General features: G+C 73.0%; 21 protein-coding genes. 6 read left to right on the forward strand and 15 right to left on the reverse strand.

Features of this window, described 5'->3' with window-relative positions:
* Positions 1-3: 3 nt before the first annotated feature.
* Positions 4-801, reverse strand: a complete 798-nt coding sequence (locus ACSNOA_RS25650) for an ABC transporter permease (RefSeq protein WP_436662449.1) — start codon at positions 799-801, stop codon at positions 4-6.
* A 425-nt stretch (positions 802-1226) separates the two neighbouring features.
* A complete protein-coding gene (locus tag ACSNOA_RS25655) occupies positions 1227-2159 on the reverse strand; it encodes an ABC transporter ATP-binding protein (RefSeq protein ID WP_436662109.1) in 933 nt (310 codons plus the stop codon).
* 94 nt (positions 2160-2253) lie between these two features.
* Between ACSNOA_RS25655 and ACSNOA_RS25660 the strand changes: the two genes are divergently transcribed.
* Together ACSNOA_RS25660 and ACSNOA_RS25665 are read left to right on the forward strand one after the other, a co-directional pair.
* Positions 2254-4719 carry a TRAP transporter fused permease subunit gene (locus ACSNOA_RS25660; RefSeq protein ID WP_436662111.1) on the forward strand — a complete coding sequence of 822 codons (2466 nt, stop codon included), beginning with the start codon at positions 2254-2256 and terminating at the stop codon, positions 4717-4719.
* On the forward strand, positions 4716-5735 hold the full coding sequence (locus ACSNOA_RS25665; protein ID WP_436662113.1) for a TAXI family TRAP transporter solute-binding subunit: 1020 nt from the start codon (positions 4716-4718) through the stop codon (positions 5733-5735). Before ACSNOA_RS25660 ends, ACSNOA_RS25665 begins: the two co-directional genes overlap by 4 nt.
* Positions 5736-5890: 155 nt before the next feature.
* Here the strand turns inward: ACSNOA_RS25665 and ACSNOA_RS25670 are convergent, their stop codons facing one another.
* Positions 5891-6427, reverse strand: coding sequence for a hypothetical protein (locus tag ACSNOA_RS25670; protein WP_436662114.1), 537 nt, complete (start codon positions 6425-6427; stop codon positions 5891-5893).
* Positions 6428-8299 (reverse strand): DNA primase, encoded by a 1872-nt coding sequence (gene dnaG, locus ACSNOA_RS25675; RefSeq protein ID WP_436662116.1) that lies wholly within the window; start codon positions 8297-8299, stop codon positions 6428-6430.
* Between the two features lie 137 nt (positions 8300-8436).
* Here dnaG and ACSNOA_RS25680 point away from each other — a divergent pair, with 137 nt between their 5' ends.
* Positions 8437-9663, forward strand: a complete 1227-nt coding sequence (locus ACSNOA_RS25680; RefSeq protein WP_436662118.1) for a low temperature requirement protein A — start codon at positions 8437-8439, stop codon at positions 9661-9663.
* A gap of 19 nt (positions 9664-9682) precedes the next feature.
* Here ACSNOA_RS25680 and ACSNOA_RS25685 read toward each other — a convergent pair whose 3' ends face one another.
* The 7 genes from ACSNOA_RS25685 to ppdK form a co-directional block, all read right to left on the reverse strand.
* On the reverse strand, positions 9683-9934 hold the full coding sequence (locus ACSNOA_RS25685) for a helix-turn-helix transcriptional regulator (RefSeq protein WP_436662119.1): 252 nt from the start codon (positions 9932-9934) through the stop codon (positions 9683-9685).
* A 10-nt stretch (positions 9935-9944) separates the two neighbouring features.
* Entirely contained in the window at positions 9945-10796 is an 852-nt protein-coding gene (locus ACSNOA_RS25690) for an ABC transporter permease (RefSeq protein ID WP_436662121.1), read from the reverse strand.
* Positions 10793-11767, reverse strand: a complete 975-nt coding sequence (locus ACSNOA_RS25695) for an ABC transporter ATP-binding protein (RefSeq protein WP_436662123.1) — start codon at positions 11765-11767, stop codon at positions 10793-10795. Before ACSNOA_RS25695 ends, ACSNOA_RS25690 begins: the two co-directional genes overlap by 4 nt.
* 163 nt (positions 11768-11930) lie before the next feature.
* Positions 11931-12761 (reverse strand): siderophore-interacting protein, encoded by an 831-nt coding sequence (locus ACSNOA_RS25700; RefSeq protein ID WP_436662125.1) that lies wholly within the window; start codon positions 12759-12761, stop codon positions 11931-11933.
* Between the two features lie 10 nt (positions 12762-12771).
* Positions 12772-14052 (reverse strand): deoxyguanosinetriphosphate triphosphohydrolase, encoded by a 1281-nt coding sequence (locus ACSNOA_RS25705; RefSeq protein WP_436662127.1) that lies wholly within the window; start codon positions 14050-14052, stop codon positions 12772-12774.
* Positions 14053-14063: 11 nt separating this feature from the next.
* On the reverse strand, positions 14064-14414 hold the full coding sequence (locus tag ACSNOA_RS25710) for a VOC family protein (RefSeq protein WP_436662129.1): 351 nt from the start codon (positions 14412-14414) through the stop codon (positions 14064-14066).
* Between the two features lie 136 nt (positions 14415-14550).
* On the reverse strand, positions 14551-17259 hold the full coding sequence (gene ppdK, locus ACSNOA_RS25715) for a pyruvate, phosphate dikinase (protein WP_436662131.1): 2709 nt from the start codon (positions 17257-17259) through the stop codon (positions 14551-14553).
* Between the two features lie 308 nt (positions 17260-17567).
* On the opposite strand from ppdK, the gene ACSNOA_RS25720 reads away from it, so the two are divergent.
* Complete coding sequence (locus ACSNOA_RS25720; protein WP_436662133.1) at positions 17568-19352, forward strand: beta-N-acetylhexosaminidase; 1785 nt, start codon at positions 17568-17570, stop codon at positions 19350-19352.
* A gap of 1053 nt (positions 19353-20405) precedes the next feature.
* Entirely contained in the window at positions 20406-21059 is a 654-nt protein-coding gene (locus ACSNOA_RS25725) for a C39 family peptidase (RefSeq protein WP_436662135.1), read from the forward strand.
* Between the two features lie 143 nt (positions 21060-21202).
* Here ACSNOA_RS25725 and dusB read toward each other — a convergent pair whose 3' ends face one another.
* From dusB to ACSNOA_RS25745, 4 genes are all read right to left on the reverse strand, one after another.
* On the reverse strand, positions 21203-22375 hold the full coding sequence (dusB, locus tag ACSNOA_RS25730; RefSeq protein WP_436662137.1) for a tRNA dihydrouridine synthase DusB: 1173 nt from the start codon (positions 22373-22375) through the stop codon (positions 21203-21205).
* A 60-nt stretch (positions 22376-22435) separates the two neighbouring features.
* Positions 22436-23815, reverse strand: coding sequence for a glycine--tRNA ligase (locus tag ACSNOA_RS25735; RefSeq protein ID WP_436662139.1), 1380 nt, complete (start codon positions 23813-23815; stop codon positions 22436-22438).
* Between the two features lie 114 nt (positions 23816-23929).
* Entirely contained in the window at positions 23930-24403 is a 474-nt protein-coding gene (locus tag ACSNOA_RS25740; protein WP_436662450.1) for a hypothetical protein, read from the reverse strand.
* A 120-nt stretch (positions 24404-24523) separates the two neighbouring features.
* On the reverse strand, positions 24524-24865 hold the full coding sequence (locus ACSNOA_RS25745) for an antibiotic biosynthesis monooxygenase family protein (protein ID WP_436662141.1): 342 nt from the start codon (positions 24863-24865) through the stop codon (positions 24524-24526).
* Between the two features lie 29 nt (positions 24866-24894).
* Between ACSNOA_RS25745 and ACSNOA_RS25750 the strand changes: the two genes are divergently transcribed.
* Positions 24895-25152, forward strand: coding sequence for a hypothetical protein (locus tag ACSNOA_RS25750; RefSeq protein ID WP_436662143.1), 258 nt, complete (start codon positions 24895-24897; stop codon positions 25150-25152).
* Positions 25153-25155: the final 3 nt, after the last annotated feature.

Here is a 25155-nt window from a genome sequence, read left to right on the forward strand (position 1 = left end):
CTCCTAGACGACCAGCCTGCGGCGGAACACCCGGTGCGCCAGCAGGCCGCCAGCGAGCAGCCACGCCCCGAGGTAGAGCAGGTGACCGGCGACCGACCACTGCGGAGCCACGCCGAGGGCCGCGGCCCGGCACAGGTCGACCGCGTGCCAGAGCGGGGTCGCGTACGCCAGCCAGCGCAGCACCGACGGCAGCGACTCGACCGGGAAGAACACGCCGGCGAAGAGGGTCATGGGGATCACCGCGAACCGGAACAGCATGGCGAGCCAACTGTCGGAGTCGACCGCCGCCGCGTACGCGAAGGTGGGCGCCGCGACCGCCAGGGCGAGCAGGGCCGCCACCGGCAGGGTGAGGACCGACCATGGCGACCGCAACGCCCCCAACGCGCCGGTGACGAGGAGGAACGCCGCGACCGACGTGAGCACCCGGAACAGCACGAAGGCCAGGTGGCCGACGAGGATGTCGGCCACGCGCAACGGGGCGGCGCTCTGCGCGACGTATGTCTTGATCCACTGGAAGTTGCTGAACACGGGCCAGGTGGACTCGCCGATCGCCACCTGCAACGCCGTCGAGGCGAGCAGGCCACCGACGATCCACTGCAGGTAGGAGGCCCCGCCGACGCCCTGGTCGACGTAGGCGCCGACGCCGACCCCGAAGCCGAGCACCGTGAGCGCGGGCAGCAGGAACGACGAGAAGACCCCCGCCCGCCACGTGCGCCGGTAGCCCACCAGGTAGTGCGCGAACACCGCCAGCGCCGGGACCCGCGGCAGCGCCGGGCGGACGACGCCACGCCCCTGTCGCACCGTGCTCACCGGCCACCCCCGCTCGACTGCGGCCACCCTGCTCGACTGCGGCCACCCGCCCGGGGGCCAGTCGTGCAGGGACGCTACCCGGCGGGTGTGACAGCCGCAGCCGGAAATCGGGGGCGCGCCGGTGCGGCCCGGCCCTCGGACGACCGGCCGGGCCCGGATCGCGCGGGGCCCGACGTTCCGGACCCGAACGTTCTGGACCTCGGTGCCGGTCAGGCTCGTTCCGACCATCACGGTCTTGAGGAATGCTTCGACCTGGCTCTCCCGCACGGCTGGCATGGCCGGATCGTGAGCGACCTGGTCAGACTCTGCGCGGAATATCCGACCCGGAAACGAATCCACGGCCAACTCATGCTCGCATCGAACCGGATCGCGCCGGCGATGCTACGGACGGCCGGCCGCGCCCGCGCACCGCCCCGTCAGTCGACCAGCGTGCGGCCGGTGAGATGCAGGAAGACGTCCTCGAGGCCGCTGCGCCGGACCAGCACGTTGGCCGGGGTGAGACCGAGCGCGTGCACCTCGGCGAGCGCGGCGTCGCCGTCGGCCACGTAGAGCAGGACGCGGTCGGGCAGCACCTCGACCCGCTCCCCCAACCCGTCGAGCTTGCCGGCGAACGCCTCCTGCGACTCGGCCGCGAAGCGCAGCTCCACCACCTCCCGGCTCGAGTGGCGCGCGATGAGGGCCCGGGGCGAGCCCTCCGCGACGATCCGGCCGCCGTCCATGACGACCAGTCGGTCGCAGAGCTGCTCGGCCTCGTCCATGTAGTGCGTGGTCAGCACGAGCGTCACGCCCTGCTGCTTGAGCCGGAACAGACGCTCCCAGACCAGGTGCCGGGCCTGCGGGTCGAGCCCGGTGGTCGGCTCGTCGAGGAGCACGATCTCCGGCTCGTTGACCAGCGCCCGGGCGATGGTGAGCCGGCGTTTCATGCCGCCGGAGAGGGGATCGACCTTGCTGTCGGCGCGCTCGGCGAGCTGCACGAAGTCGAGCAGCTCGCTCGCCCGCTGCCGGGCCGTGCGCCGGGGGATGCCGAAGTAGCGGGCGTAGGTGGTCAGGTTCTCCCGGACGGTCAACTCGGGATCGAGGTTGTCGAGCTGCGGGCACACACCCAGCCGGGCCCGGATCGCCGGCCCGTCACGGACCGGGTCCATGCCCAGGATGCGCAGCTCGCCGTCGGTGGGCGGGGAGACGCAGCCGACCATGCGCATGGTGGAGGACTTGCCGGCGCCGTTGGGGCCGAGGAAACCGAACGCCTCACCGGGAAGAACCTCGACGTCGATGCCGTCGACGGCGGTGAAGTCGCCGAACCGCTTGACCAGCCCTCGCGCCCGGATGAGTGGCTGAACCGTGGTCACGGCCCGACCCTAACGGCCGGGTCCGACAGCTCCACCCGATTTAGCGGGCCGGCGACACGCCGGACGGCCCTCCATCGACGTGTATCGTCCCTCTGTGTCGCCCACCCGGTCCTCCGACGGCTCGCCGCCGACGCCGCGCCGAGCCGCTTCACCGCGGCCGGCGGGTCCACCCTCGACGGAGAGCACCACGCCCGGCGCGGGCGACAAAACAAGCCCGCAACAGGAACGGCCGGTCCCGGCACCGCGCGACCAGACCGACCGGGCGCACCAGGCCGAGCGGACCGACCAGGCCGAGCGGACCGACCAGGCCGAGCGAACCGACCAGGCCGGACAGGTCGACCAGGCCGGACAGGTCGACCAAACCGGGCAGGTCGACCAGGCCAGGCAGGTCGACCAAGCTGAGCAGGTCGACCAGGCCGAGCGGACCGACCGGGCCGAGAGCTCGGTCGCGCCGCCGACCCGTGGGGCGGACGGCCCGCCGGAGCTGGCCGCGCAGTTCGAGGACGAGAAGCCCGGGCGCGTGCTGTCCGGCCCGGCCGGCCTGTTCTTCGGCGCGGTGGCGCTCGTGGTCGGCGCGCTCGCCCTCTGGCAGGTTCTCCGGCCGCTGCCGCAGGGCAGCAAGTACTATCTGATCCTCTTCCTGGCCGGCATCCTGCCGCTGGTGTTCCTCGCCTACCCGGCCGACCTGCGGATCCGGTCCCGGCTGGGTGGCCGCCGCACCCGTCCCGCCGGCGCTTCCCCGGTCGCCGCCCGCCCGTCCGCGGCGCGGCCCGGCGGGCCCACGGTCGCCGACTGGGCCCTGGCCGCCTTGGCGCTGGCCGCATGCCTCTATCCCGTACTGCCGATCCCGCTCGGCTCCGGGGGCGGCGGCTACAACGCCTTCCTCGACCGGCAGGGGCTGCTCGTCCCCACGGATCTGGTGATGGGCACGGCGCTGCTCCTGCTGCTGCTGGAGGCCTGCCGCCGCACCACGGGCTGGATCCTGCCCGTGGTCTGCCTGCTCTTCCTCGGCTACGGCTACTACGGCGGTCTGCTCCCACAGTCCTGGCCGGTCGCCCACGCCGGGCTCGACTTCAGCCAGCTGGTAGACGCGTTCTACAACTCCGACAGCGGCTTCTACGGCACACCGCTGGACGTCGCGGCCTCGTACATCGTGCTCTTCACCGTCTACGGCGCGGTGCTCGACCTCTCCGGCGCGGGCCGCTTCTTCGTGGACCTGTCCACGGCCGCGTTCCGGCGGTCGCGCACGGCCGCCGGGCGGACGGCGGTCGCGTCCGGCTTCCTGCTCGGCACCGTCTCCGGCTCCGGGGCCGCCACGACGGTCAGCATCGGGGCCGTGACCTGGCCGGTCCTGCGCCGGGCCGGCTACCCGCCGGAGCGGGCCGGCGGCATGCTCGCCGCCGCCGGGGTCGGGGCGATCCTGTCCCCGCCCACGCTCGGCGCGGCCGCGTTCATCATCGCCGAGTACCTCGGCGTCTCCTACCTCCAGGTGCTCGGCTGGGCGACCGTGCCGACCGTCCTGTACTACCTCGGCATCCTGCTCTCCGTGGAGATCGACGCCCGGCGCTCCGGCGTACGCCCCGTGGCGGTCGACGCGTCGTCGCCGTGGCGGCTGCTCGCCCGCTTCGGCTACCACTTCGCCTCGCTGGTCGTCATCATCGTGCTGCTCGCCGTGGGCGTGTCGGCGACCCGGGCCGTGGTGATCGCCACCGTGCTGGCCGCCGCGCTGTCCTTTTTGGACCGGGCCCATCGCCTCACACCGGGCCGACTGCTGGCCGCCCTCGTCGCCGGCGTACGCGGAGTGCTGGCCGTGACCGCCGTCTGCGCCGCGGCCGGCATCATCACGGCGACCACCACGAAGACCGGCCTCGGCCCGCAGGCCGCGGCGTTGCTCGTGGACGGCGCCCGCGCGTTCACCACCGACCCGGCCGTGGTCCTGGTGCTCACCGCGGTGCTCGCCGCCGTGGCGCTCACCCTGCTGGGGCTCGCCGTGCCGGTCACCGCCTCCTTCGTGATCGGCTGGGTGATCATCGGCCCGGCGCTGCTGGACCTGGGCGTGGCGACCCCGGCCGCCGCGATGTTCGTCTTCTACTTCGCCGTGCTCTCCGAGGCCTCCCCGCCGACCGCGCTGGCCGCCGTCGCCGCGGCCGCCGTCACCGGCGGCCGGCTCGTGCCCACCATGTGGCAGACGCTGCGCTACGCGTTGCCGGCGTACCTCACCCCGATCGCCTTCGTCATCACGCCCGCGGGGCTCGGGCTGCTCGGCATCGGCGGCCCGGGCCGGATCGCCCTCGCCACCGTGGTCGTCGCGCTCAGCGTCGCCGTGCTCGCCGTCGCCGCCGGCGGCTGGCTGCCCGGCGTGGGCCGGGCCGGCGTACCGGAGCGGCTGCTCGCCGCCGTGGCGGGCGCCGTCCTGCTCCGGCTGGAGGCGCTGCCGATCGCGATCGGCGTGGGCCTCGCCGTCGCGGCCGTCGCGGGAGTGTTCGTACGGCGCAGATCCGCCGGCCGCCCCGGCGGGCAGGCCGGATCACCGGTGGAGCTCAGGGAGGTAGGACAGTGAGCGGGAAGACGGTTCGGCTCCTCGCGGGCGCGGGCGTGCTCGCCCTCGTCGCCGCGGGAGCGGTGGGTTGCGGCGGAAAGCAGGGCGGCGCGGCCACGGACGACACGGCCAGCGAGGTCACCTGCGAGGTGACCCGCGACACCCGGGTCGGCATCGCGACCGGGAACGCGACGGGCGTCTACTACGTGGTCGGCAACGCGCTCGCCGGCCAGCTCTCCGACGCCACGGGGGGCAAGCTGACGGGCACGGCCGCCGAGACCGGCGCCTCGGTGCAGAACATCGAGCAGCTGGTCGCCGGCCAGTACGACGTGGCGTTCTCGCTGTTCGACACGGCGGTCAACGCGGTGCAGGGCAAGGACAGCTTCAGCGCGCCGCAGGACGTCGTGGCGCTCGCCCGGATCTACGACAACTACACGCAGGTGGTGGTGCGGAGTGACGCCGGCATCGCCTCGGTGGCGGACATGCGGGGCAAGCGGATCTCCACGGGCTCACCGAAGTCGGGCACCGAGGTGATCGCCCACCGGCTGCTCCAGGCTGCCGGCCTCGACCCGGCCAAGGACATCCGGGCGCAGCGGCTCGACCTCGCGAAGACCGTCGAGGGGATGAAGGACGGCAGCATCGACGGCTTCTTCTGGTCCGGCGGCCTGCCCACCGGCGGGCTCACCGACCTGTTCACGACGGCCGGCGACCGCGTCCGCTTCCTCGACATCAGCCCGCTGCTGCCGAAGATGGCCGAGCTGAGCCCGGCCTACCAGGCCGCCACGATCGGGCGGGACGCGTACAAGACGGCGACGGACACGCCGACCATCGTCGTGCCGAACGTGCTGCTCGTCCGCAAGGACCTGGACGCCAACGTCGCCTGCGCCATCACCCGGACGATCTTCGACCGGAAGGACGCGCTGGCCCAGGCGAACCCGGCGGCGCGCGGGATCAGCCTGGAGAACGCCCGCCGGACCGACCCGGTGCCGCTGCACCGCGGCGCCGAGAAGGCGCTCACCGACCTCGGCGCACGCTGACGGGCCACCGCGGGCCGCATGTCGACGCGACGGGCCACCGCGGGCCGCATGTGGACGCGACGGGCCACCGCGGGCCGCACACCGGCTCGACAGGCCGCGCTCGCGCGGTGCGACGGCCCGCGGTCACCGGGCTCCGGCGGCCGCTCCCGATCGGCTCAGACGTCGGCGGGAGCGGTCGCGGCCCGGGCCGCGGCGACCAGCCGGTCGGTCTCGGCGACGACCTCCGCGTCGTCGACGGGCGTGCCGGCGTCGTACCGGACCGTCCAGGTGAGTCCGTCGACGCCCGGCACCCGGCGGGCGGCGATCCGGCCGGCGCCACCGGGCACCGCGTGGCGCTCGGTGTACGCCACCGACCGGGTGACCCGCGCCCGCACCTGGTGCGGCAGGTCGCCCGGATCGAGCAGCAGATGGGTCGACGGGGCGCCGTCGGCGACCACCAGGTAGCCGTCGCGCTCGGTCACCTGCTCGGCGGCGGTGACGGTCAGCTCACGACCGGACCACACGGCCTTGAGCAGCTCGTGCCAGCCCAGCCGGTCGGCGCGCCCGGGCAGCCACAGCCCCAGGGTGGTGGCCACCAGGACGCCGCCGCCCGTGCCGTCGCCGGCCGCTGCCCAGGCCAGCACCCGCTCGTCGGGCGCGAGCGGCGGACGGTCGGCCGGGCGCAGCTTGGGCCGGCGGTTGAACAGTCCCATCTAGAGCCCTCCCGCGGCCTGCTCGCGCAGCGCCCGGGCGTGCTGCTCCAACGACAGCAGCTCGCCGAAGAGCGCGAAGTACTCGTCCTTGTTGCTGACCGGGTTGATCCGCTGGATCCGCGACTTCAGGTCCTTGATCCGGCCGGTGACCGACCCCCACTGCAACCGGGCCATCGTCACCGACACGTACCGCGGGTCCGGGTCGCCGTCGATGCGCAGCGGCTCGACGGCCAACTCGGCCACCAGCGCCTGGGCCGCGAGGTCGGCGCAGGCGTCCCGGACCGACTCGATCCACACCGCGCCGCCGGCGGCCGCCGCGGCCCCACCGGCCGCCGCGATCCCCTCCCGCACGGCCACGTGGACGGGGTGCCGGTACTCGGCGGCCTCCACCGCGTCGAACATCGGCCCGGCCAGCACCGGCTGCTGGAGGGCGAGCTTCAACGCCTCGCGCTCGACCATCGACTGCGGGCTGTCGACAGCGGACTCGGCCGTGGGCCGGGGCGCCGGGGCGGGGGCCGCCTCCCGGCCGGCGGGGGCGGACGCGGCGGCCTGCACCGCCCGCTGCACCGGCTCGATCTCCATGCCGAGGTCGCCGGCGAGCTTGCGGACGTACTCGGGCCGCTTCTCCCGGTCCTTGAGTTTGGCGACCAGCGGCGCGGCCCGCCGCATCGCCTCCACCCGGCCGTCGACCGTGTCCAGGTCGTAGCGGCTGATCACGTGGCGCAGCGCGAAGTCGACCAGCGGCTCGCGGCGGGCCACCAGGTCGCGGACGGCAAGGTCGCCCTTGGCCAGCCGCAGCTCGCACGGATCCATGTTGTCCGGGCTGACCGCGATGAACGTACGCCCGACGAAGCGCTGGTCGTCGTCGAAGGCGCGCAGCGCGGCCTTCTGACCGGCGGCGTCCCCGTCGAAGGTGAAGATGATCTCGCCGGCCACCGCGTCGGTGTCGAGCAGGAGTCGACGCAGCACCCCGATGTGGTCGGCGCCGAACGCGGTGCCGCAGGTGGCCACCGCCGTGGGCACATCGGCCAGATGGCAGGCCATCACGTCCGTGTAGCCCTCGACGACGACCACCTTGCCCTGCTTGGCGATCTCCCGCTTGGCCTGGTCGATGCCGTAGAGGACGTGCGACTTCTTGTAGATCGGCGTCTCGGGGGTGTTCAGGTACTTCGGGCCGTCGTCGTCGTCGAAGAGCTTGCGCGCCCCGAAGCCGATCACGTCACCCGTGAGGTCCCGGATCGGCCAGAGCAGCCGGCGGCGGAACCGGTCGATGAGCGAACCCGACCGGGCCGGCCGGGACAGCCCGGCGGTCACCAGCTCGTCGGCGGTGAAACCCCGCTGGCGCAGGTGCCGGGTGAGCTGGTCCCAGCCGTCCGGGGCGAAGCCGCAGGCGTAGCGCTCGGCCGCCGCGCGGTCGAACCCGCGCTGGGCCAGGAACTCCCGCGCCGGCCGGGCGCCGGCGGTGGTGAGCTGGGACCGGTAGAACTCGACCGCGGCGGCGTGGGCGGCGACGAGCCGCTGCCGCTGACCCTGCTGCGGGCGGCTGCGCGGGGCGGCCGAGTCGCTCTCGACGTACCGCAGTTGGAGGCCGGCCCGGGCGGCGAGCCGTTCGACGGCCTCGACGAAGCTCAGGTGGTCGGCGTCCATGAGGAACTTGATGGCGTCGCCACCGGCGCCACAACCGAAGCAGTACCACACGTTCCGTGCGGGCGAGACGTTGAACGAGGGGCTCTTCTCGTCGTGGAACGGGCAGAGCCCCTTGAGGTTGCCGCCGCCGGCGGACCGGAGGGTCACCGTCTCCGAGATGACGTCCGCGATCGAGGTGCGCTCCCGGACCAGCGCGATGTCCTCGTCCCGGATCCGCCCTGCCATTCGCCACCCCCTCGTCGGCTACCTATCCTGCCCTGCCGGACCGACGTTCCGCCGCCGGGGGGACGGCGTGTGGCGGGCGCCGCCGCGCAGTCGCCCGTTCCGGCCCGGAACGACCGCGCGGCGGAGATCATGGGCAGGTGGGGACGGTACGGCCCGAGGGTGGCCGCTGGCGGCGCTGGTTCACCGGCGGCCTGCTCCGGAACCGGCCCGCGATCCTGGAGGACGAGGCCGGGCACCGGCACGCCACCTGGCTCGAGCTCTTCTTCGACGTGGTGTTCGTCTTCGCCCTGGCCGCCGTGGTGGGTCGCCTCGGCGCCGACTCGACGCCGCAGCTGACCAACGTCCTCGCCACCGCCGGGATCTTCGTGGTGGTGGAGTGGGCCTGGGTCGGCCACGTCTACTACGACACCCGGTACGACCCGGACGACGCCGTCCACCGGCTCATGATCCTGGGCGCGCTGCTCGGCGCGGGCGCGATCACCCTCGGGGTGGACGAGGTGCCGCAGGGCCTGCTGTTTCCGGTGGGTTACCTGATCGTCCGGGGCATCCTGCTCCTGCTCTACGCGCGCGTCCGGCCCACGAGCGAGACCGCCCGGACGGTGACGACGATCTACCTCACCGGGTTCGGCACCGGGTGGTCGATCTGGCTGGTGTCCCTGTTCGTGCCGCCGCACCTGCGGCCCGCCCTCTGGATCGCGGGGATGTGCGTCGACCTCGCCACGCCGTGGCTGGGTTACCGGCAGCTCAACCGGCGCCCGGTGGACACCCGTCACCTGCCGGAGCGTGTGGGGCAGTTCACCATCATCGTCCTCGGCAGTTCGGTGGCGAACCTGCTCGGCGCGGTGCCGCGCTTCCCGGACCCGAGCATGATCCTGCACGCGGCGCTCGCCTTCACGGTGCCGGCTTCGGTCTGGTGGGTCTACACGACGTTCGTCAGCACCGGCCTCGCCGCCAACCGGTTGAAGGCCGGGCACGCGTACACCTACGTGCACACCCCGCTCTTCGGGGCGCTGCTGCTGCTCGGCTGGTCTCTCGGCGAGGTGGTCCGGGTGGTCGACTCCGGCTCGGGCTGGCTGCCGATGGAGCTGCGGCTGGTGCTCGCCGGCTCGCTGATCACCTGGATGATCTGCGAACTGTCCGTACGCGCGCTGGCCGGCCCGGTCCCGCGCGCCCGCTGGGTGGCGACCGGCTTCGGCCTCCCGGCGGTCGGCCTGATCACCGTCATGCTGCCGTACCCGACCGCGTTGCTGGCCTTGCTGGCGGTGACGCTCATCGTCTACGCGGTGCTGGTCACCCGCGAACTGCGCGCGTCGCAACGGGCGAGAGAGGCACGGTCCCCCGCTCCGGGCCGCCGAGCTGGGTGAGCGCGTCTCCGAAAGGCCGTCAGGCCGAACGGCCGGCCCCCGTGGCGGCGCCCCCGATCCGGGGGAAGGGCTCGATGGAGAAGACCACCTCGACCGGCACCTCGAAGTACGCGGCGATCCGCAGCGCCAGGTGGAGGCTGGGCCGGAACTCGCCCCGCTCGAGGTAGCCGATCGTCTGGTAGTGCACGCCCAGGGCGTCGGCGAGCTGCCGCCGGGAGATCCCCCGCTCGGCGCGCAGCACCGCGATCCGGTTGTGCACGGTCTCGCTCATCGGTTTCCTCTCACATGACCTGCCGCATGGCCCGCTCCCGGCGTGCCGCCACCCGCGATCCGGACTCCCGGCGGGCCATCCGGCGCAGCACGGCAGGGGCGAGCGCGATCCCGAGCACCGCCCAGGCACCGAGCACGCCGAGCGTCTCCAGGTGCCGCCACGACCCGCCGAGTTCGACCGCGGCCAGGCCGTCGGGCAGCAGTGCCGAGCGCATCCCCAACCCTAGCCAGTAGACCGGGAAGAGCTGGGCGACGCCCTGGATCCATCCCGGGTACCCGTTGATCGGGTAGAAGATGCCGGAGAGGGCGATGAGCCCCATCATCGGCAGCATGACGAGGCCGAGGTTGCGCGGGTTCTCGATGAGCGACCCGATCATGGCGCCGATGGGCAGTGTGGCGACCAGGCCGAGCACCACCACCCAGAGCAGGGTGAGCCAGGCGGTCGCGCTGGTCAGCCGGAGCCCGTCCACGAGGAACAGCGCCGGGACGATCTGGATGACCATGCTCACCACGGCGACCGTCGAGATGAGAGTGAGCTTGCCGACGAGGTAGCCGAGCATTCCGTTCGGCGTGGCCTTCGCGCGCAGGAGCGTGCCGTCCTCGCGCTCGACGACGAGCTGCTGGGCGAGTGTGATGAGGCCGCCGAAGGCCAGCCCCATGCCGAGGACGCTGGGCAGCGTACGCGCGCCGAGGGAGAAACTGGTGCCGGGCACCGTCGCGCCGCGCATGAAGAAGATCGTGACGAGCAGGACGACGGTCGGGAACACGTAGCCCCACACGTCCTGCGCGTTGGTGAAGCTGTTGCGCAGCTCGGTCACGCCGCGCTGGAAGCCGGCCCGGACGGCCGCTCTGGTCGGGTTCATTCCTCGCTCCCCTGCTGCCACACCCGGGCCGCCGTGCCGCCCCGGACTCCGGACTCCTGCTCGTAGACCAGCGCCATGTACGCGTCCTCCAGGCTGGCCCGGCGGACCTCCAGCTCCCGCACGCCGTCGCCGTACTGCCGGAGCAGGTCGCGCAGGAAGGCGGTGGCGTCCTCGGCGGAGTGCACGAAACGCTGCCCGTCCCGCGTCCACCGGATCTCGGCGTTTCCGGCGACCCGGCGGGACAGCTCGTCCGGCGAGCCGTCGGCGATGATCCGGCCCCCGGCCAGGATGAGGATCCGGTCGGCGAGCTTCTCCGCCTCGTCGAGGTCGTGCGTGGTGAGCAGGATCGTGGTGTCGTCCAGGTCGGCGAGGCGGTGCACGAGCTCGTGGAACTCGCGGCGGGCGGCCGGGTCGAACCCGACCGTCGGCTCGTCGAGGAAGAGCAGCTCGGGGCGGCCCACGATGCCGACGGCCACGTCGAGCCGGCGGCGTTGCCCGCCGGAGAGCTGGTTCACCCGCCGGCCCGCGTGCGCGGTGAGGCCGACGGCGGCCAGCAGGTCGTCCACCGGCCAGGGACGGCGGACCCGCTCGGTGGCGTACGGCGCGTAGAAGGAGCCGAGGTGCGCCAGCAGCTCTCGGACCCGCCACTTGCCGTGGTCGCGCCAGGACTGGAGCACCACCCCCATCCGGGCGCGCCAGCGCTCGTCGCCCCGGCCCGGATCGGCGCCGAGGACGCGCACCTCCCCGGCCGAGCGCATCCGGAAGCCTTCCAGGATTTCGATGGTGGTGGTCTTGCCGGCGCCGTTCGGCCCGAGCAACGCGAGCACCTCCCCGCGCCGGGCCGCGAGGTCGACCCCGTGCAGCACGTCGACGCTGCCGTACCGCATGCGCAGGTCGCGGACGTCGATGACGAGGTCCGCGTCGGGTGGATGGGGAGTCTGCGCGACTCCCGACAGTTCTACCGCGGTCATGAGCCACCCCCGGGTTGGCGAAGTCCTGCGGCAGAATGTAGCATCTCTACTACATGTCGAGGTACACCCGCTCCCTGTCGCCTCCGTGACGATCGCCGGGACCACCCGAGCACGACGGTGGGGCGGGGCCAGCCGGCCCCGCCCCACCGTGTCGTCCGCCGCGTCAGGCGGCGAGCGCCTCCTCGGCCTCGGCCTGCCGCTTCCACTCGGGCTTGCTGGCCCGCCACCCCTCGTCGTCCATCCCCCGGCGCCAGTAGCCGGAGATGGAGAGCAGCTCCCGGGGTACGCCCCGCTCGATCCGCAGCAGGCGGCGCAGGTCCTTCACGAACGTCGCCTCGCCGTGCACGAACGCGTGCACGCTGCCGGCGGGAAAGTCCAGTGCGCGGACGGCCTCCACCAGCGCCTCGCCGACCGGCCGCCGGCCCCGGTGCACCCAGGTCAGCTCGACGGCGCCGCGGCTGGCCAGCGGCTGCTCCTCCGCAGGGCCGCTCGTCTCGACCAGCACCCGGGCCGGCACCCCGTGCGGCAGCCGCTCCAGCGCCGCGGCGATCGCCGGCAGCGCGCTCTCGTCCCCGACCAGCAGGTGCCAGTCCGCCTCCGGGCTCGGGGCGTACCCGCCGCCGGGCCCCACGAAGGAGACCGGGTCGCCGGGGCGCAGGGCGGCCGCCCACGGGCCGGCGAGCCCCTCGTCGCCGTGGTGCACCACGTCGACGGTCAGCTCACGGGCCCGCGGATCCCAGGCCCGCACGGTGTACGTGCGCAGCCGTGGCCACTGCGCGCGGGGCATCTCGCGGCGGACCACGTCCATGTCGAGCGGGGTCGGATAGACCACGCCGGGCTGCGGGAAGATCACCTTGATGTAGTGGTCGGTGAACTCACCCAGCGGCAGCCCGGCGAGCTCCTCGCCGCCGAGGACCAGCCGGATCAGGTGCGGGGTGGGTCGCTCGGTGCGCAGGACCCGAACGGACGTGACTGTGGTGCGACGTTCGGCCATGCTGGTTAGGCTACGCTAAGTCGGGAGTGCCGATCGGGGGTGCACCCCTCGCCACCAGGCGGTCGTGCCACGCCACCGCCGCCGGGTCGGTGAGTGAGGCCACCTGGTCGATCACCACCCGCAGCCGGGCGGCGTCGTCCGGAGCGGCCCGCCACTGCGGGGCGAACACCGGATCCAGCCCGTGTGGCGCGCGCTCGACCAGGGCGGCCACCAGCTCGGCGAGGACCTGCCGCTGCCGTTCGTACCGGTCGCGCGACCCGGGCCGCCGCATCACGTAGCGCAGCGCGATGCCCTTGAGCAGCGCGCAGCGCGCCCGCACCCGGCGGGGCACCACCAGATCGGCGGCGTACCGGCGGTGCGGCCCAGGGCCGTGACGTTCCTCCGTCGCGGCCACCGCTGCCGAGACGAAACGGCCGGTCAGCACACTGGTGGTGGCCTTGAGCGCGACCTGCGCGCGGTGGCTGCCGTCGTACCCGGCCAGCGGGGCGAGCACCGGATCGTCGAGCAGCTCGACCAGCACCTCGCCCAGGTCCGCCGGCGACTCGCCCGAGTAGGTGGCGGCCACGTCGGCGCAGAGCGCGGCGCGCTCGTCCGCGTCGACGAGCAGCGGGCGCAGCGAGACGTAGCCGCCGTGGATGCCGTCCTCGACGTCGTGCACCGAGTACGCCACGTCGTCGGCCCAGTCCATCACCTGCGCCTCCAGGCACCGCCGGTCCCCCGGCGGCGCGCCCGCCCGGATCCAGCCGAACACGTCGGCGTCGTCGGCGTACACGCCGAACTTGCGCTGCCCCGGACGGCGTGGCCACGGGTACTTGCCCACCGCGTCGAGCGACGCCCGGGTGAGGTTCAGCCCGGCCGAGGAGCCGTCCGGCGCGAGCACCTTCGCCTCCAGCCGGGTCAGCACCCGCAGTGTCTGGGCGTTGCCCTCGAAGCCACCGCAGGGAAGGGCCAGCAGGTCGAGCGCGGCCTCGCCGTTGTGCCCGAAGGGCGGGTGCCCCAGGTCGTGGGCCAGCCCGGCGACGTCCACGACGTCCGGGTCGCAGCCCAGCCGCGCGCCCATTTCCCGCGCGATCTGGGCCACCTCGAGCGAGTGGGTCAGCCGCGTACGCAGGAAGTCGTCGGTGCCGGCGGTGTGCACCTGGGTCTTCGCGGCCAGCCGGCGGAACGCCGCCGAGTGCAGCACCCGGGCGCGGTCCCGCTCGTACGGCGACCGGGCCTGCCCGGTGTCCTTGGCGGGCTCCGGAACCCGCCGCTGCGCCTCCGGCTCCGCCCAGGAGGGCGGGCCGCTCAACCGGTCACGCCCTAGTCCCGCTGGGGAAGCACGCAGAACTCGTTGCCCTCGGGGTCGGCGAGCACCGTCCAGCCGACCTCGCCCTGGCCGACGTCGACGTGCCGGGCGCCCATGTCGACCAGCCGCTCGACCTCGGCCTCCCGGTCGCTCGGGCGCAGGTCGATGTGCAGCCGGTTCTTGCCCTCCTTGGCCGCGGTGACGGGCACGAAGACGATCCCGGGGAGCCGGTCCGGCGACTGGCGGATCTCCACCTCGTCCGGCTTCTCCTTCACGACCTGGTAGCCGAGGGCCTCGGCCCACCAGCGGGCCAACCGCGGCGGATCCTGCGCGTCGACGGTCAGGCTCTCCCAGACGCTGGTCATGCAGCCACCCTTCCGCATCGACGGGTCACGAGGAGCCAAGGTTACGCCCGCAACCGGCGTACGGCGCGCCGGCCAGCCCGTCACACGGCGGCCCCCGGCGGCGGACCGGCTTCCCGGCCCGCCGCCACGGCCTCGCTCAGCGGCTGTCCGAGCCCGCCGTCTCGATCGCCGCCCGGCCGGCCTCGAGCCGCGCCACCGGCACCCGGAACGGCGAGCAGGAGACGTAGTCCAGCCCCACCGAGTGGAAGAAGTGCACCGAGTCCGGGTCGCCGCCGTGCTCGCCGCAGACGCCGAGCTTGAGCCCCGGGCGTGCCGCCCGGCCCTCCTCGGCCGCGATCCGCACGAGCCGGCCGACGCCCTCGGCGTCGATCGACTCGAACGGCGAGATGCCGAAGATGCCCAGCTCGAGGTAGCGCCAGAAGAAGGCCGCCTCCACGTCGTCGCGGGAGAAGCCCCAGCCCATCTGGGTGAGGTCGTTGGTGCCGAACGAGAAGAACTCGGCCGCCTCGGCGATCTGCCCGGCGGTCAGCGCCGCCCGCGGCACCTCGATCATCGTGCCGATCAGCACCTCGACCCCGCTGTCGCCGACCACCTCGGCGATGATCTTCTCGGCCTCGGCGCGTACCGTCTCCAGCTCCTGCACGGCGCCCACCAGCGGCACCATGATCTCCGGGAAGGCCGACCCGCCGTCGCGGACGACCGCGACGGCGGCCTCGGCGATCGCGCGGACCTGCATGGCGAACAGGCCGGGGATGACCAGGCCGAGGCGTACGCCGCGCAGGCCGAGCATCGGGTTCTCCTCGTGCATCCGCCGGACGGCGGCGAGCAGCGCCTCCTCCTTGGCCACGTCCTCGCCGCGTTCCTGCGCGACCGCCACGTTGACCGCGAGCTGCTCCAGCGGGGGCAGGAACTCGTGCAGCGGCGGGTCGATGAGCCGGACGGTGACCGGCAGGCCGTCCATCGCCTTGAAGATGTCCACGAAGTCGGCCCGCTGCAACGGCAGCAGCGCCCCGAGCGCCGCGTCGCGCTCCTCGTCGCTGCGGGCCAGGATCAGCCGCTCGACCAGCTCCCGCCGGTCGCCGAGGAACATGTGCTCGGTCCGGCACAGGCCGATGCCGCCCGCGCCGAACCGCCGCGCCCGGGCCGCGTCCTCCGCCGTGTCGGCGTTCGTCCGCACGGCGAGCCGCCGGCGCTGGTCGGCGTGCGTCATGATCCGGTGTACGGCCCGGACGAGCGGGTCGTCGCTCTGCTCCGCGTCGAGCGTGCCCTCGAAGTACTGCACCACCTCCGACGGCATGACCGGCACCTCGCCGAGGTACACCTTGCCGGTCGTGCCGTCGATGGAGATCACGTCGCCCTCGGTCACGGTCTTCCCGGCGACCGTGAACCGCCGCTGCGGCACGTTCACGTCGAGCTCGTCGGCGCCCGAGACGCACGTCTTACCCATGCCCCGGGCCACCACCGCGGCGTGGCTCGTCTTGCCGCCGCGCGACGTGAGGATGCCCTTGGCCGCGATCATGCCGTTGAGGTCGTCGGGGTTGGTCTCCCGGCGCACGAGGATCACCGACTCGCCCTCGGCGGCAAGCTCCACGGCCCGGTCCGAGCTGAAGACCACCTTGCCGGACGCCGCGCCCGGCGAGGCGCCGACGCCCTTGGCGACCGGCTCGAACTCGTGGTCGAGGCGGAAGCGGGGGAACATGAGCTGCGCGAGCTGCGCCCCGTTGACGCGGTGCAGCGCCTCGTCCAGCTCGATGAGGCCCTCGTCGACGAGCTGGCCCGCGATGACGAACGCGGCGGCCGCCGTACGCTTGCCGACCCGCGTCTGGAGCATCCAGAGCTTGCCGCGCTCGATCGTGAACTCGATGTCGCAGAGGTCCCGGTAGTGCTCCTCGAGCCGGGCCATGTAGTCGAGCAGCTCGTCGTACGACGTCTTGTCGATCCGCTCCAGCTCCTGCAGCGGGACGGTGTTGCGGATGCCGGCCACCACGTCCTCGCCCTGGGCGTTGGCGAGGTAGTCGCCGTAGATGCCCTGGGCGCCGCTGGCGGGGTCCCGGGTGAACGCGACGCCGGTGCCCGAGTCCGGCCCCAGGTTGCCGAAGACCATGGCCACCACGTTGACGGCGGTGCCGAGGTCGGCGGGGATCCGCTCCTGCCGGCGGTACACGATCGCCCGCTCGGCGTTCCAGGACTCGAAGACCGCCCGGACGGCCAGGTCGAGCTGCTCCCGCGGCTCCTGCGGGAACTCGCGTCCGGTGTGCTTCGCGAAGATCTTCTTGTACGCGTCGACCAGCCCGCGCAGGTCGTCGGCGTCGAGGTCGAGGTCGTTGGTGGTGCCCTTGGCGCGCTTGGCCTCGTCGAGCGCGTGCTCGAACTCCTCGCCCGGCACGTCGCAGACGGTCTTGCCGAACATCTGGATCAGGCGCCGGTACGAGTCCCAGGCGAAGCGGTCGTTCCCCCCGGCCTGGGCGCTGAGCCCCACCACGCTGCGGTCGTTGAGGCCCACGTTGAGGACCGTCTCCATCATCCCCGGCATGGAGAACTTGGCGCCGGACCGCACGGAGACGAGCAGCGGGTCGTCCGGGTCGCCGAGGCGCCGGCCCATCCCCCGCTCGAGCGCGTCCAGGTGGGCGGCGATCTGGTCGGCGAGCCCGTCCGGCTCCCGGCCGGTGGCGAGGTACGCCTTGCAGGCCTCGGTCGTGATCGTGAACCCGGGCGGGACCGGCAGGCCGAGGTTGGTCATCTCGGCCAGGTTGGCCCCCTTGCCGCCGAGCAGGTCCTTGAGGTCCTTGTTGCCCTCGGCGAAGTCGTACACGTACTTGTGATCGACCGTTTCTTGCGCTGCCACCAGAGCCTCCCACGCGCGCCATTGACACTTAACGAAGGTTCAGTTCGGACATACCCCGGGACCGACCACCGGTAATCCCGGCGTCGTCAGCGATCGGTGGGCGAAGGTTAAGCGAACATCGCGTGGCCTGGGACCGTTCGGTGACAATCGGCACAACTGTCACCACTATCCGCGTCCGTACCGGTTTTTGGGAACGCTTCCACGCGCACTATCACGCAATCCGCCTTCCGCCGTACGCTTGACGGCACTGGATTTTGCTGAACCTGACCTTTGCCATATCCCACCCGAATACACCCGGAGCCGTCGCCGTGCCGACCATTCCCGCCACCCCGTCCGAGACCGGTCCCGAGCCGCTCGACCGGCCGGGCCCGGCCGCGTCGCCGCCCGCCGTCGGATCGACCTCCGCCGGTGAGATCGCCCTGCCCGACGCGCAGCCGGCCGCCGCCGACCTGGCCCGGGCCGCCGCGACGGCGGCGGGCAACCTGATCGCCCCGCCCGCGCCCGTCCGGCTGGGCGACGTCGTCCCGGCCCCGGAGCGGGTGACACCGGACGCCGCCGCCGACTTCACGCTCACCGGGGACGAGGCCATCCGGGTGAGCCCGGCCGGTCGGGCCGTCGCCGAGCAGCTCGCCGCGCTGCTGCGGCCGGCCACCGGCCACCCGCTCCCCGTCACCGAAACCGCCGCCCCCGGGCCGGCCGGCGCGCTGACGCTCACGGTCTCCGACGCGGCCCGCCCGCTCGACACCGGCGCGGCCACCGACGGCACGGACCTCGGCGACGAGGGGTACCGGCTCGACGTCACCACGGACGGGGTCCGCATCACCGCCGCCACCCCGGCCGGCCTCTTCTACGGCGTGCAGACCCTGCGCCAGCTACTCCCGGCGGCCGTCGAGCACCGCACCCCGGTCACCGAACGCTGGACGCTGCCCGGCGGGTCGATCGTCGACCGGCCCCGGTACCCGTACCGGGGCGCCATGCTCGACGTGGCACGGCACTTCTTCGCCGTACCAGACGTCCTCCGGGTGATCGACCACCTGGCCCGGTACAAGCTCAACCACCTGCACCTGCACCTCACCGACGACCAGGGCTGGCGGATCGCCGTGCCCGGCTGGCCCCGGCTCGCCACGCTCGGCGGAGCGGGCGAGGTCGGCGGCGGCCCGGGCGGCCACTACACGACCGACGACTACCGCCGGATCGTCCGCTACGCCGCCGACCGCCACGTCACGGTCGTGCCCGAGATCGACCTGCCCGGCCACACCAACGCCGCGCTCGTGGCGTACCCCGAGCTGGCGCCGGACCGGGTCGCGCCGCCGCCGTACACCGGCACCGAGGTCGGCTTCAGCTACGTCGACCCGGCGAGCGAGCGGACGTACGACTTCGTGGCCGACGTGCTCGCGGAGCTTGCCGCGCTCACGCCCGGCCCTTGGCTGCACATCGGCGGCGACGAGGCGTTCAAGGTGAAGGGAGCCGCGTACACCGGCTTCGTCGAGCGGGTGCAGGCGATCGTGGCGGCCACCGGCAAGACCGTCGTCGGCTGGCACCAGATCGCCCCCGCCGCGCACACCGACGGGCGCGTGCTCCAGTGGTGGGGCACCGGCGGCGACGACCCGGCCACCGCCGAGGCGGTACGCCGGGGCGCACGGCTCGTCCTCTCCCCCGGCAACCACGCCTACCTCGACATGAAGTACGCCCCGGACACCCCCATCGGGCACGACTGGGCGGGCCTCATCGACGTGCGCAGGGCGTACGACTGGGATCCGGCAACCCACGTGACGGACGTACCGCCCGAGGCCGTGCTCGGCGTGGAGGCGCCCCTCTGGACGGAGTCCGTGACGTCGCTGCCCGAGATCGAGTTCATGCTCTTCCCACGGCTGCCCGCCGTGGCCGAGCTGGGCTGGTCGCCCCGGTCGACGCACGACTGGTCCGGCTTCCGGGAGCGGCTGGCCGGGCACGGGCCGCGCTGGGCCGCCGCGGGGATCACCTTCCACCGCGCGCCGGAGGTGCCCTGGCCGGCGGAACCGGACACGCCGCACCTCACCACCCCGACGATCCCGACCCAGCCCGGACCGGACACGGCAGCCCAACCCGCCTGACGGCGCGTCGGGGTCGGGGGTCGCGTGATCGACTCCATTCCGGCGATATGGCGGGATCACACCCCACCGGATACCGCCACATCGGCGAGCTGGTGTCGATCAAGCTCCGCCGGAGAGCGGGAGCGTCCCCGACGTCCGCCGTGTCCGGGGTATCCGGCGCAGTGATCGACTCGACTTCCGTGACGTCGCGGTGTCCCGGCCGCTCCGACAGCGCGCCTTCAGGGAAGTCGAGTCGATCACGCCCGACCGCCACTGAGGCAGCCATCCGCGCAGGGCGACGCCTTCGCCGGCGCCTCGCCCAGCCATGATCGACTCCATTCCGGCGATGTGGCGGGATCCCACCCCACCGGATACCGCCACATCGGCGAGCTGGTGTCGATCAAGCTCGAGTCCCCGATTCGACCCAGCCTGGCGGCCTGTCCGGTTGGCAAGAGCTGACTGCCCGAAGATGTCCGATTCTGCGGGTCAGCCCCGGCGTGCATGTCCGGTTCGTTCCTGACTGTCGCATGGCCGGGGCAACCGGGATGGCGGAATCACGGCCCGCCCCAAGTCGTTGAACATGGTCGCGCCACCGCGGGCCGCACCACAGCCGTGTTACCGCGGCCCGCACCGCCGGTCACCGCGGCTCGCACGCCGTGCCACGACGGCCCGCTCCGTCGGGCCCCGCCGGCGGAACACCGAGCCGGCCGCGTTGGTTGACTATCCCGATCGGCCGCACCACCGGGCGCCCACAGCCAGGCCAGGCCGGCCCGGTTGGTTGCACTCCCGGATCGCGGACCACGGAGGCTCGGCGGAATGCCGGACCGCCCCCGTCGGTTGACATCCCTGGCCAACGCGAGCCCCGGACCGGCGGAATGCCGGCCCCACCCGCTCGGTTGACATCCCTGACCAACGCGAGCCCCGCGGCGGAATGCCGGACCGGCCCGCACCGTTACACCCCCGGACCGCCCGAGCAGGCCACGCCGCCGGGCATCCCGAATCCCTATCTCTTCGCGTGTGACGCGTTCTGTGCGCCGCACGTGCGTACCACCCCCGACCAGAAAGGCACACATCATGCGTACCGATCTGATCCGTAAGACCGCACTGGCCACCGCCGGCCTCGCCGCCACGGGCATCAGCGTCGCCGCCCCGGCGATCGCCGCCCACGCCGACGCCAAGCCGGCCGCGCAGACCCAGAGCGAGCGCAAGGGCGGCCACGGTGAGCGTGAGCTCAACGTCCGCTACGAGGCCCAGCCGAACTTCTTCTACTGTGGCCCCGCCGCCACCCGTAACGCCCTCTCGGTCCAGGGCAAGGACATCAACGTCGACGCCATGGCCAAGGAGATGGGCACCACGGAGGCCGGCACCAACTCCATCAACGACATCACCCCGGTGCTGAACAAGGAGACCGGTAAGAACGCCTACCACAGCGTCGAGATCAGCACCCCGAGCGCCGACGACAAGCAGACCGACAAGCTGCAGGCCGACATCGTCCGCACCGTCGACGACGGTCGCGCGGTGGTCGCCAACATCGCCGGCACCGCCACCGACACTGATGGCAACACCCACTCCTTCGAGGGCGGGCACTACATCAGCGTCATCGGCTACCGCGACGGTGGCAAGGTCGTGACGATCGCCGACTCGGCCGATCCGAACATGGCCTCCTACCGGATGAGCGTGGACAACCTCGCCGACTGGATCGCCACCCGCGGCTACTCCGCCAACTGAGCCGGAGTGTGACCGACCGAAAGGGCCGGCCCCGAGAGGGGCCGGCCCTTCGTCGTCTCCACACACCGGAACGCCCGCCGGCCGAACGCCGACCGAACGCCCGCCCGCCCGCCCGCCGGGGAACGCACCCACCGGCGGACGGGTCACCCGCCGGAGTCGGCGAGCTCCGCGCCCTCGGGGACGGTGTCGTCGTCGCGGTCGGCCAGCCAGCCGTCGGGGAGGAACACCTTGCCGGGCGAGTTGGTGCGGCCGCGGGGTTGGCCGAGGGTCTCGACCGGGAACGGCACGGTCGGGTCGAGCTTGCCGAGCAGGTCGTCGAGCTGGGCAAGGCTCTCGATCATGGCGAGCTCGCGCCGCAGCTCCCCGCCGACGGGAAAGCCCTTGAGGTACCAGGCGACGTGCTTGCGGAAGTCGGTGCACCCGTCCCGCTCACCCCGGCCGGGCGTACGCGACCCGGCGCTGAACTGCTCCACCAGCAGCTCGGCGTGCCGGCGCATGGTCGACGCCACCTCGCCGAGGGTGGGCAGCCGCCGCTCGGGGCGGCCGTCGAACGCAGCCTCCAGGTCGGCAAAGAGCCACGGCCGGCCGAGGCAGCCGCGCCCGACCACCACGCCGTCCACGCCGGTGTGGGCGACCATCCGCAGGGCGTCGTCGGCCTCCCAGATGTCGCCGTTGCCGAGCACGGGCACGTCGAGCGCCTGCTTGAGGGTGGCGATGGCGTCCCAGTCGGCGGTGCCCGAGTAGCGCTGGGCGGCCGTACGCCCGTGCAGGGCGACCGCGGCGACGCCGGCGTCCTGGGCGGCGAGGCCCGCCTCGACGTACGTCAGGTGGTCGTCGTCGATGCCCTTGCGCATCTTCAGGGTGACCGGCACCCCGGCCGGCGCCGCGGCGTCCACGGCGGCCCGCACGAGCCGCGCGAAGAGCCGGCGCCGCCACGGCAGCGCCGCGCCGCCGCCCTTGCGGGTCACCTTGGGCACGGGGCAGCCGAAGTTCAGGTCGATGTGGTCGGCGAGGTCACGCTCGACCACGATCCGCACGGCGGCCGCCGTGGTCTCCGGGTCGGTGCCGTAGAGCTGGAGGCTGCGCGGGCTCTCGTCGTCGCCGAAGGCGATCATCCGCAGCGTCTTCGGGTTGCGCTCGACCAGCGCGACCGTGGTGATCATCTCGCAGACGTAGATGCCGCCGCCCTGCTCCCGGCAGAGCTGCCGGAAGCCGACGTTCGTGATGCCCGCCATGGGAGCCAGCACCACGGGCGGCCACACCTCGTGCCGGCCGATCGTGAGCGGGCGCAGCGCGGGCAGGGTCGGGGCGGTCACCCGACAAGTGTACGGGGCTCCGGCGGACGCCCTCACGCGCCGCCGGAGCCCCGTCGCAGCTCAGCAGCCGGGCAGGCGCTCGATCAGGTAACGCTCCACCTGGTCCAGGGAGACCCGCTCCTGGGTCATGGTGTCGCGGTTCCGGACGGTCACGGCGTCGTCGTCGAGGGTGTCGAAGTCGACGGTCACGCAGAACGGCGTGCCGATCTCGTCCTGCCGGCGGTAGCGGCGGCCGATCGCCTGCGAGTCGTCGAACTCGACCACCCAGCGCTTGCGCAGCGTGGCCGCCAGGTCCTTGGCCTTGGGTGAGAGCGCCTCGTTGCGGGACAGCGGCAGCACGGCCACCTTCACCGGCGCGAGCCGCGGGTCGAACCGCATGACGGTCCGCTTGTCCACCCCGCCCTTGGTGTTCGGCGCCTCGTCCTCGTCGTACGCCTCGAGCAGGAAGGCGAGCACGGCCCGGGTGAGGCCGGCCGCCGGCTCGATGACGTACGGCATCCAGCGCTCGCCCTTGGTCTGGTCGAAGTACGACAGGTCGACGCCGGAGTGCTTGCTGTGCGTGGAGAGGTCGAAGTCGGTGCGGTTCGCGATGCCCTCCAGCTCGGCGAACTCGCTGCCGCCGAACTGGAAGCGGTACTCGATGTCCACGGTCCGCTTCGAGTAGTGGGAGAGCTTCTCCTTCGGGTGCTCGTAGAAGCGCAGGTTGTCCGGCGACAGGCCGAGGTCGAGGTACCAGTTCCAGCGCTCCTGCAGCCAGTACTCGTGCCACTGCTCGTCCGTGCCCGGCTCGACGAAGAACTCCATCTCCATCTGCTCGAACTCGCGCGTACGGAAGATGAAGTTGCCCGGGGTGATCTCGTTGCGGAACGACTTGCCGGTCTGCGCGATGCCGAACGGCGGCTTCTTCCGCGCGACGGTCTCGACGTTCTTGTAGTTGACGAAGATGCCCTGGGCGGTCTCCGGTCGCAGGTAGTGCAGGCCCTCGTCGCTCTCCACCGGGCCGAGGTAGGTCTTCATGAGCCCGTTGAACATCTTCGGCTCGGTGAAGGTGCCCTTGTTGCCGCAGTTGGGGCAGTTCAGCTCGGCGAGCGAGGTGAGCGGGCGGCCGTGCCGCTCCTCGTACGCCTCCTCGAGGTGGTCGGCCCGGAACCGCTTGTGGCAGAACTGGCACTCGGTGAGCGGGTCGACGAACTCGGCGATGTGGCCGGAGGCCTCCCAGACCTTGCGGGCCAGGATCACGGCCGAGTCCAGGCCGACGACGTCGTCGCGCTGCTGGACCATCGTCTTCCACCACTGCCGGCGGACGTTCTCCTTGAGCTCCACGCCGAGCGGACCGTAGTCCCACGCCGACCGGGTGCCTCCGTAGATCTCGCTGGAGGGGAAGACGAAGCCTCGGCGCTTGGCGAGGCTGACGACGGCGTCGATACGGTCGACTGGCATGTTTCCTCCTACGCCGGCTGGCGGTCGGCGGGGACGTGATATGGACGGAACGAGCAGTTCGGGACAACGGTAACGACGGCAACGCCCCGAGCCCAGGAGAATACCGGGGACGGGTCAGCTGACCCCGCAGACCTCCAGGCCGCCGGTCTGCTGGTCCTGGGCGAGCGCGACTTGCTGGCGTTCCTGCTGGCCGCCCTCCAGGGTCACGTCGACCGGCACGGTGAGGTTGGTGGTGTCCACCTCACCCACCCGGAACGCGGTGACCTGCGGCTCGGCGGCGGCCCGGCGCTCGAACTCGGCCCGCGACTCGCGGCGCCGCGCGTCGTCGCAGAGCTGGTCGTACGCCTCACCGAAGTCCCGGTCGACGAGCGCCTGATAGTACTCGTTGGAGACCGTCCGCCCCTGCTCGCGGACCGCCTGCACCCCGCTGACCGCCAGGCCGACGACCGCCGCCCCGCCCCCGCCGCAGCAGAGCACCACGGCCAGCGCGCCGACGCCGAGGGCCAGCCAGAGGCGGGCCCTCCGCCCCTCGGTGGGCGGCGCCGCGAACGGTGGCGCCACTCCGGGCCCGGGCGGCGGGCCGGGCATCCACGACGGCGGACCGGGCACGGCGGGGGGTTGGTCGCCGGGCGGCCCGGGCGGCGCGGGGTGCGGCGGTGGGGCTGCCGGTCCGGGAGCGGTCATACGATCAATCTAGTGCCCGCGGGCTCAGCGGTAAGGACCAGCGGCCCGATCACTGGCGGTCACGACGACCGCTCCGCCGGGCGCCGCGGTGGCGAGCGCCTCGTACGCGGACGGCTCGTCGATCGACTGGGCGAGCAGCGGGACGGCGGTCACCTTCACCTCGAAGCCGCCCAGGGCGCGCCGGTACGCGCCGACGGACTCCCACTCGGTGACGAGGCACCAGTGCCGCGGGTCGTCCAGCGCCCGGACGAGTTGGCCGCGCAGGTAACCGGGGCGGGCGGCCAGCGCCGTGAGGGCGGCGTGCGCCCGCTCGGTGAAGTCGTCGGCGACATCGACGTCGACCACGAAGCGGTTGGTCACCAGCACCGGGGGTTCCTCCTCGTAGAGTCTGTGGGATGCAGCGTACGCAGAGCCTCCTGCTGGCCCGCCTGGCCCGGGCGAACCCGACGACGGTGTTCCTGATCACCCTGGTGCTCGTGCTGGTGGCCCTCTTCACGCCCGGCATCGCCGGCGGCGTCCTGCTGCTGGCGCTCGCCGGCGCCCTGGTGGCGCTGCTGGTCACGACGTGGCCGGTGCAGGCGCCGCAGACCCGGCTCGTCCGGCTGCTGATGCTCACGCTCCTCGTGGCGGTGGCCCTCGCCAAGCTGTTCTGACAT

It is taken from the genome of Micromonospora sp. URMC 103 (assembly GCF_051386435.1).
Classification (GTDB): Bacteria; Actinomycetota; Actinomycetes; order Mycobacteriales; family Micromonosporaceae; genus Micromonospora.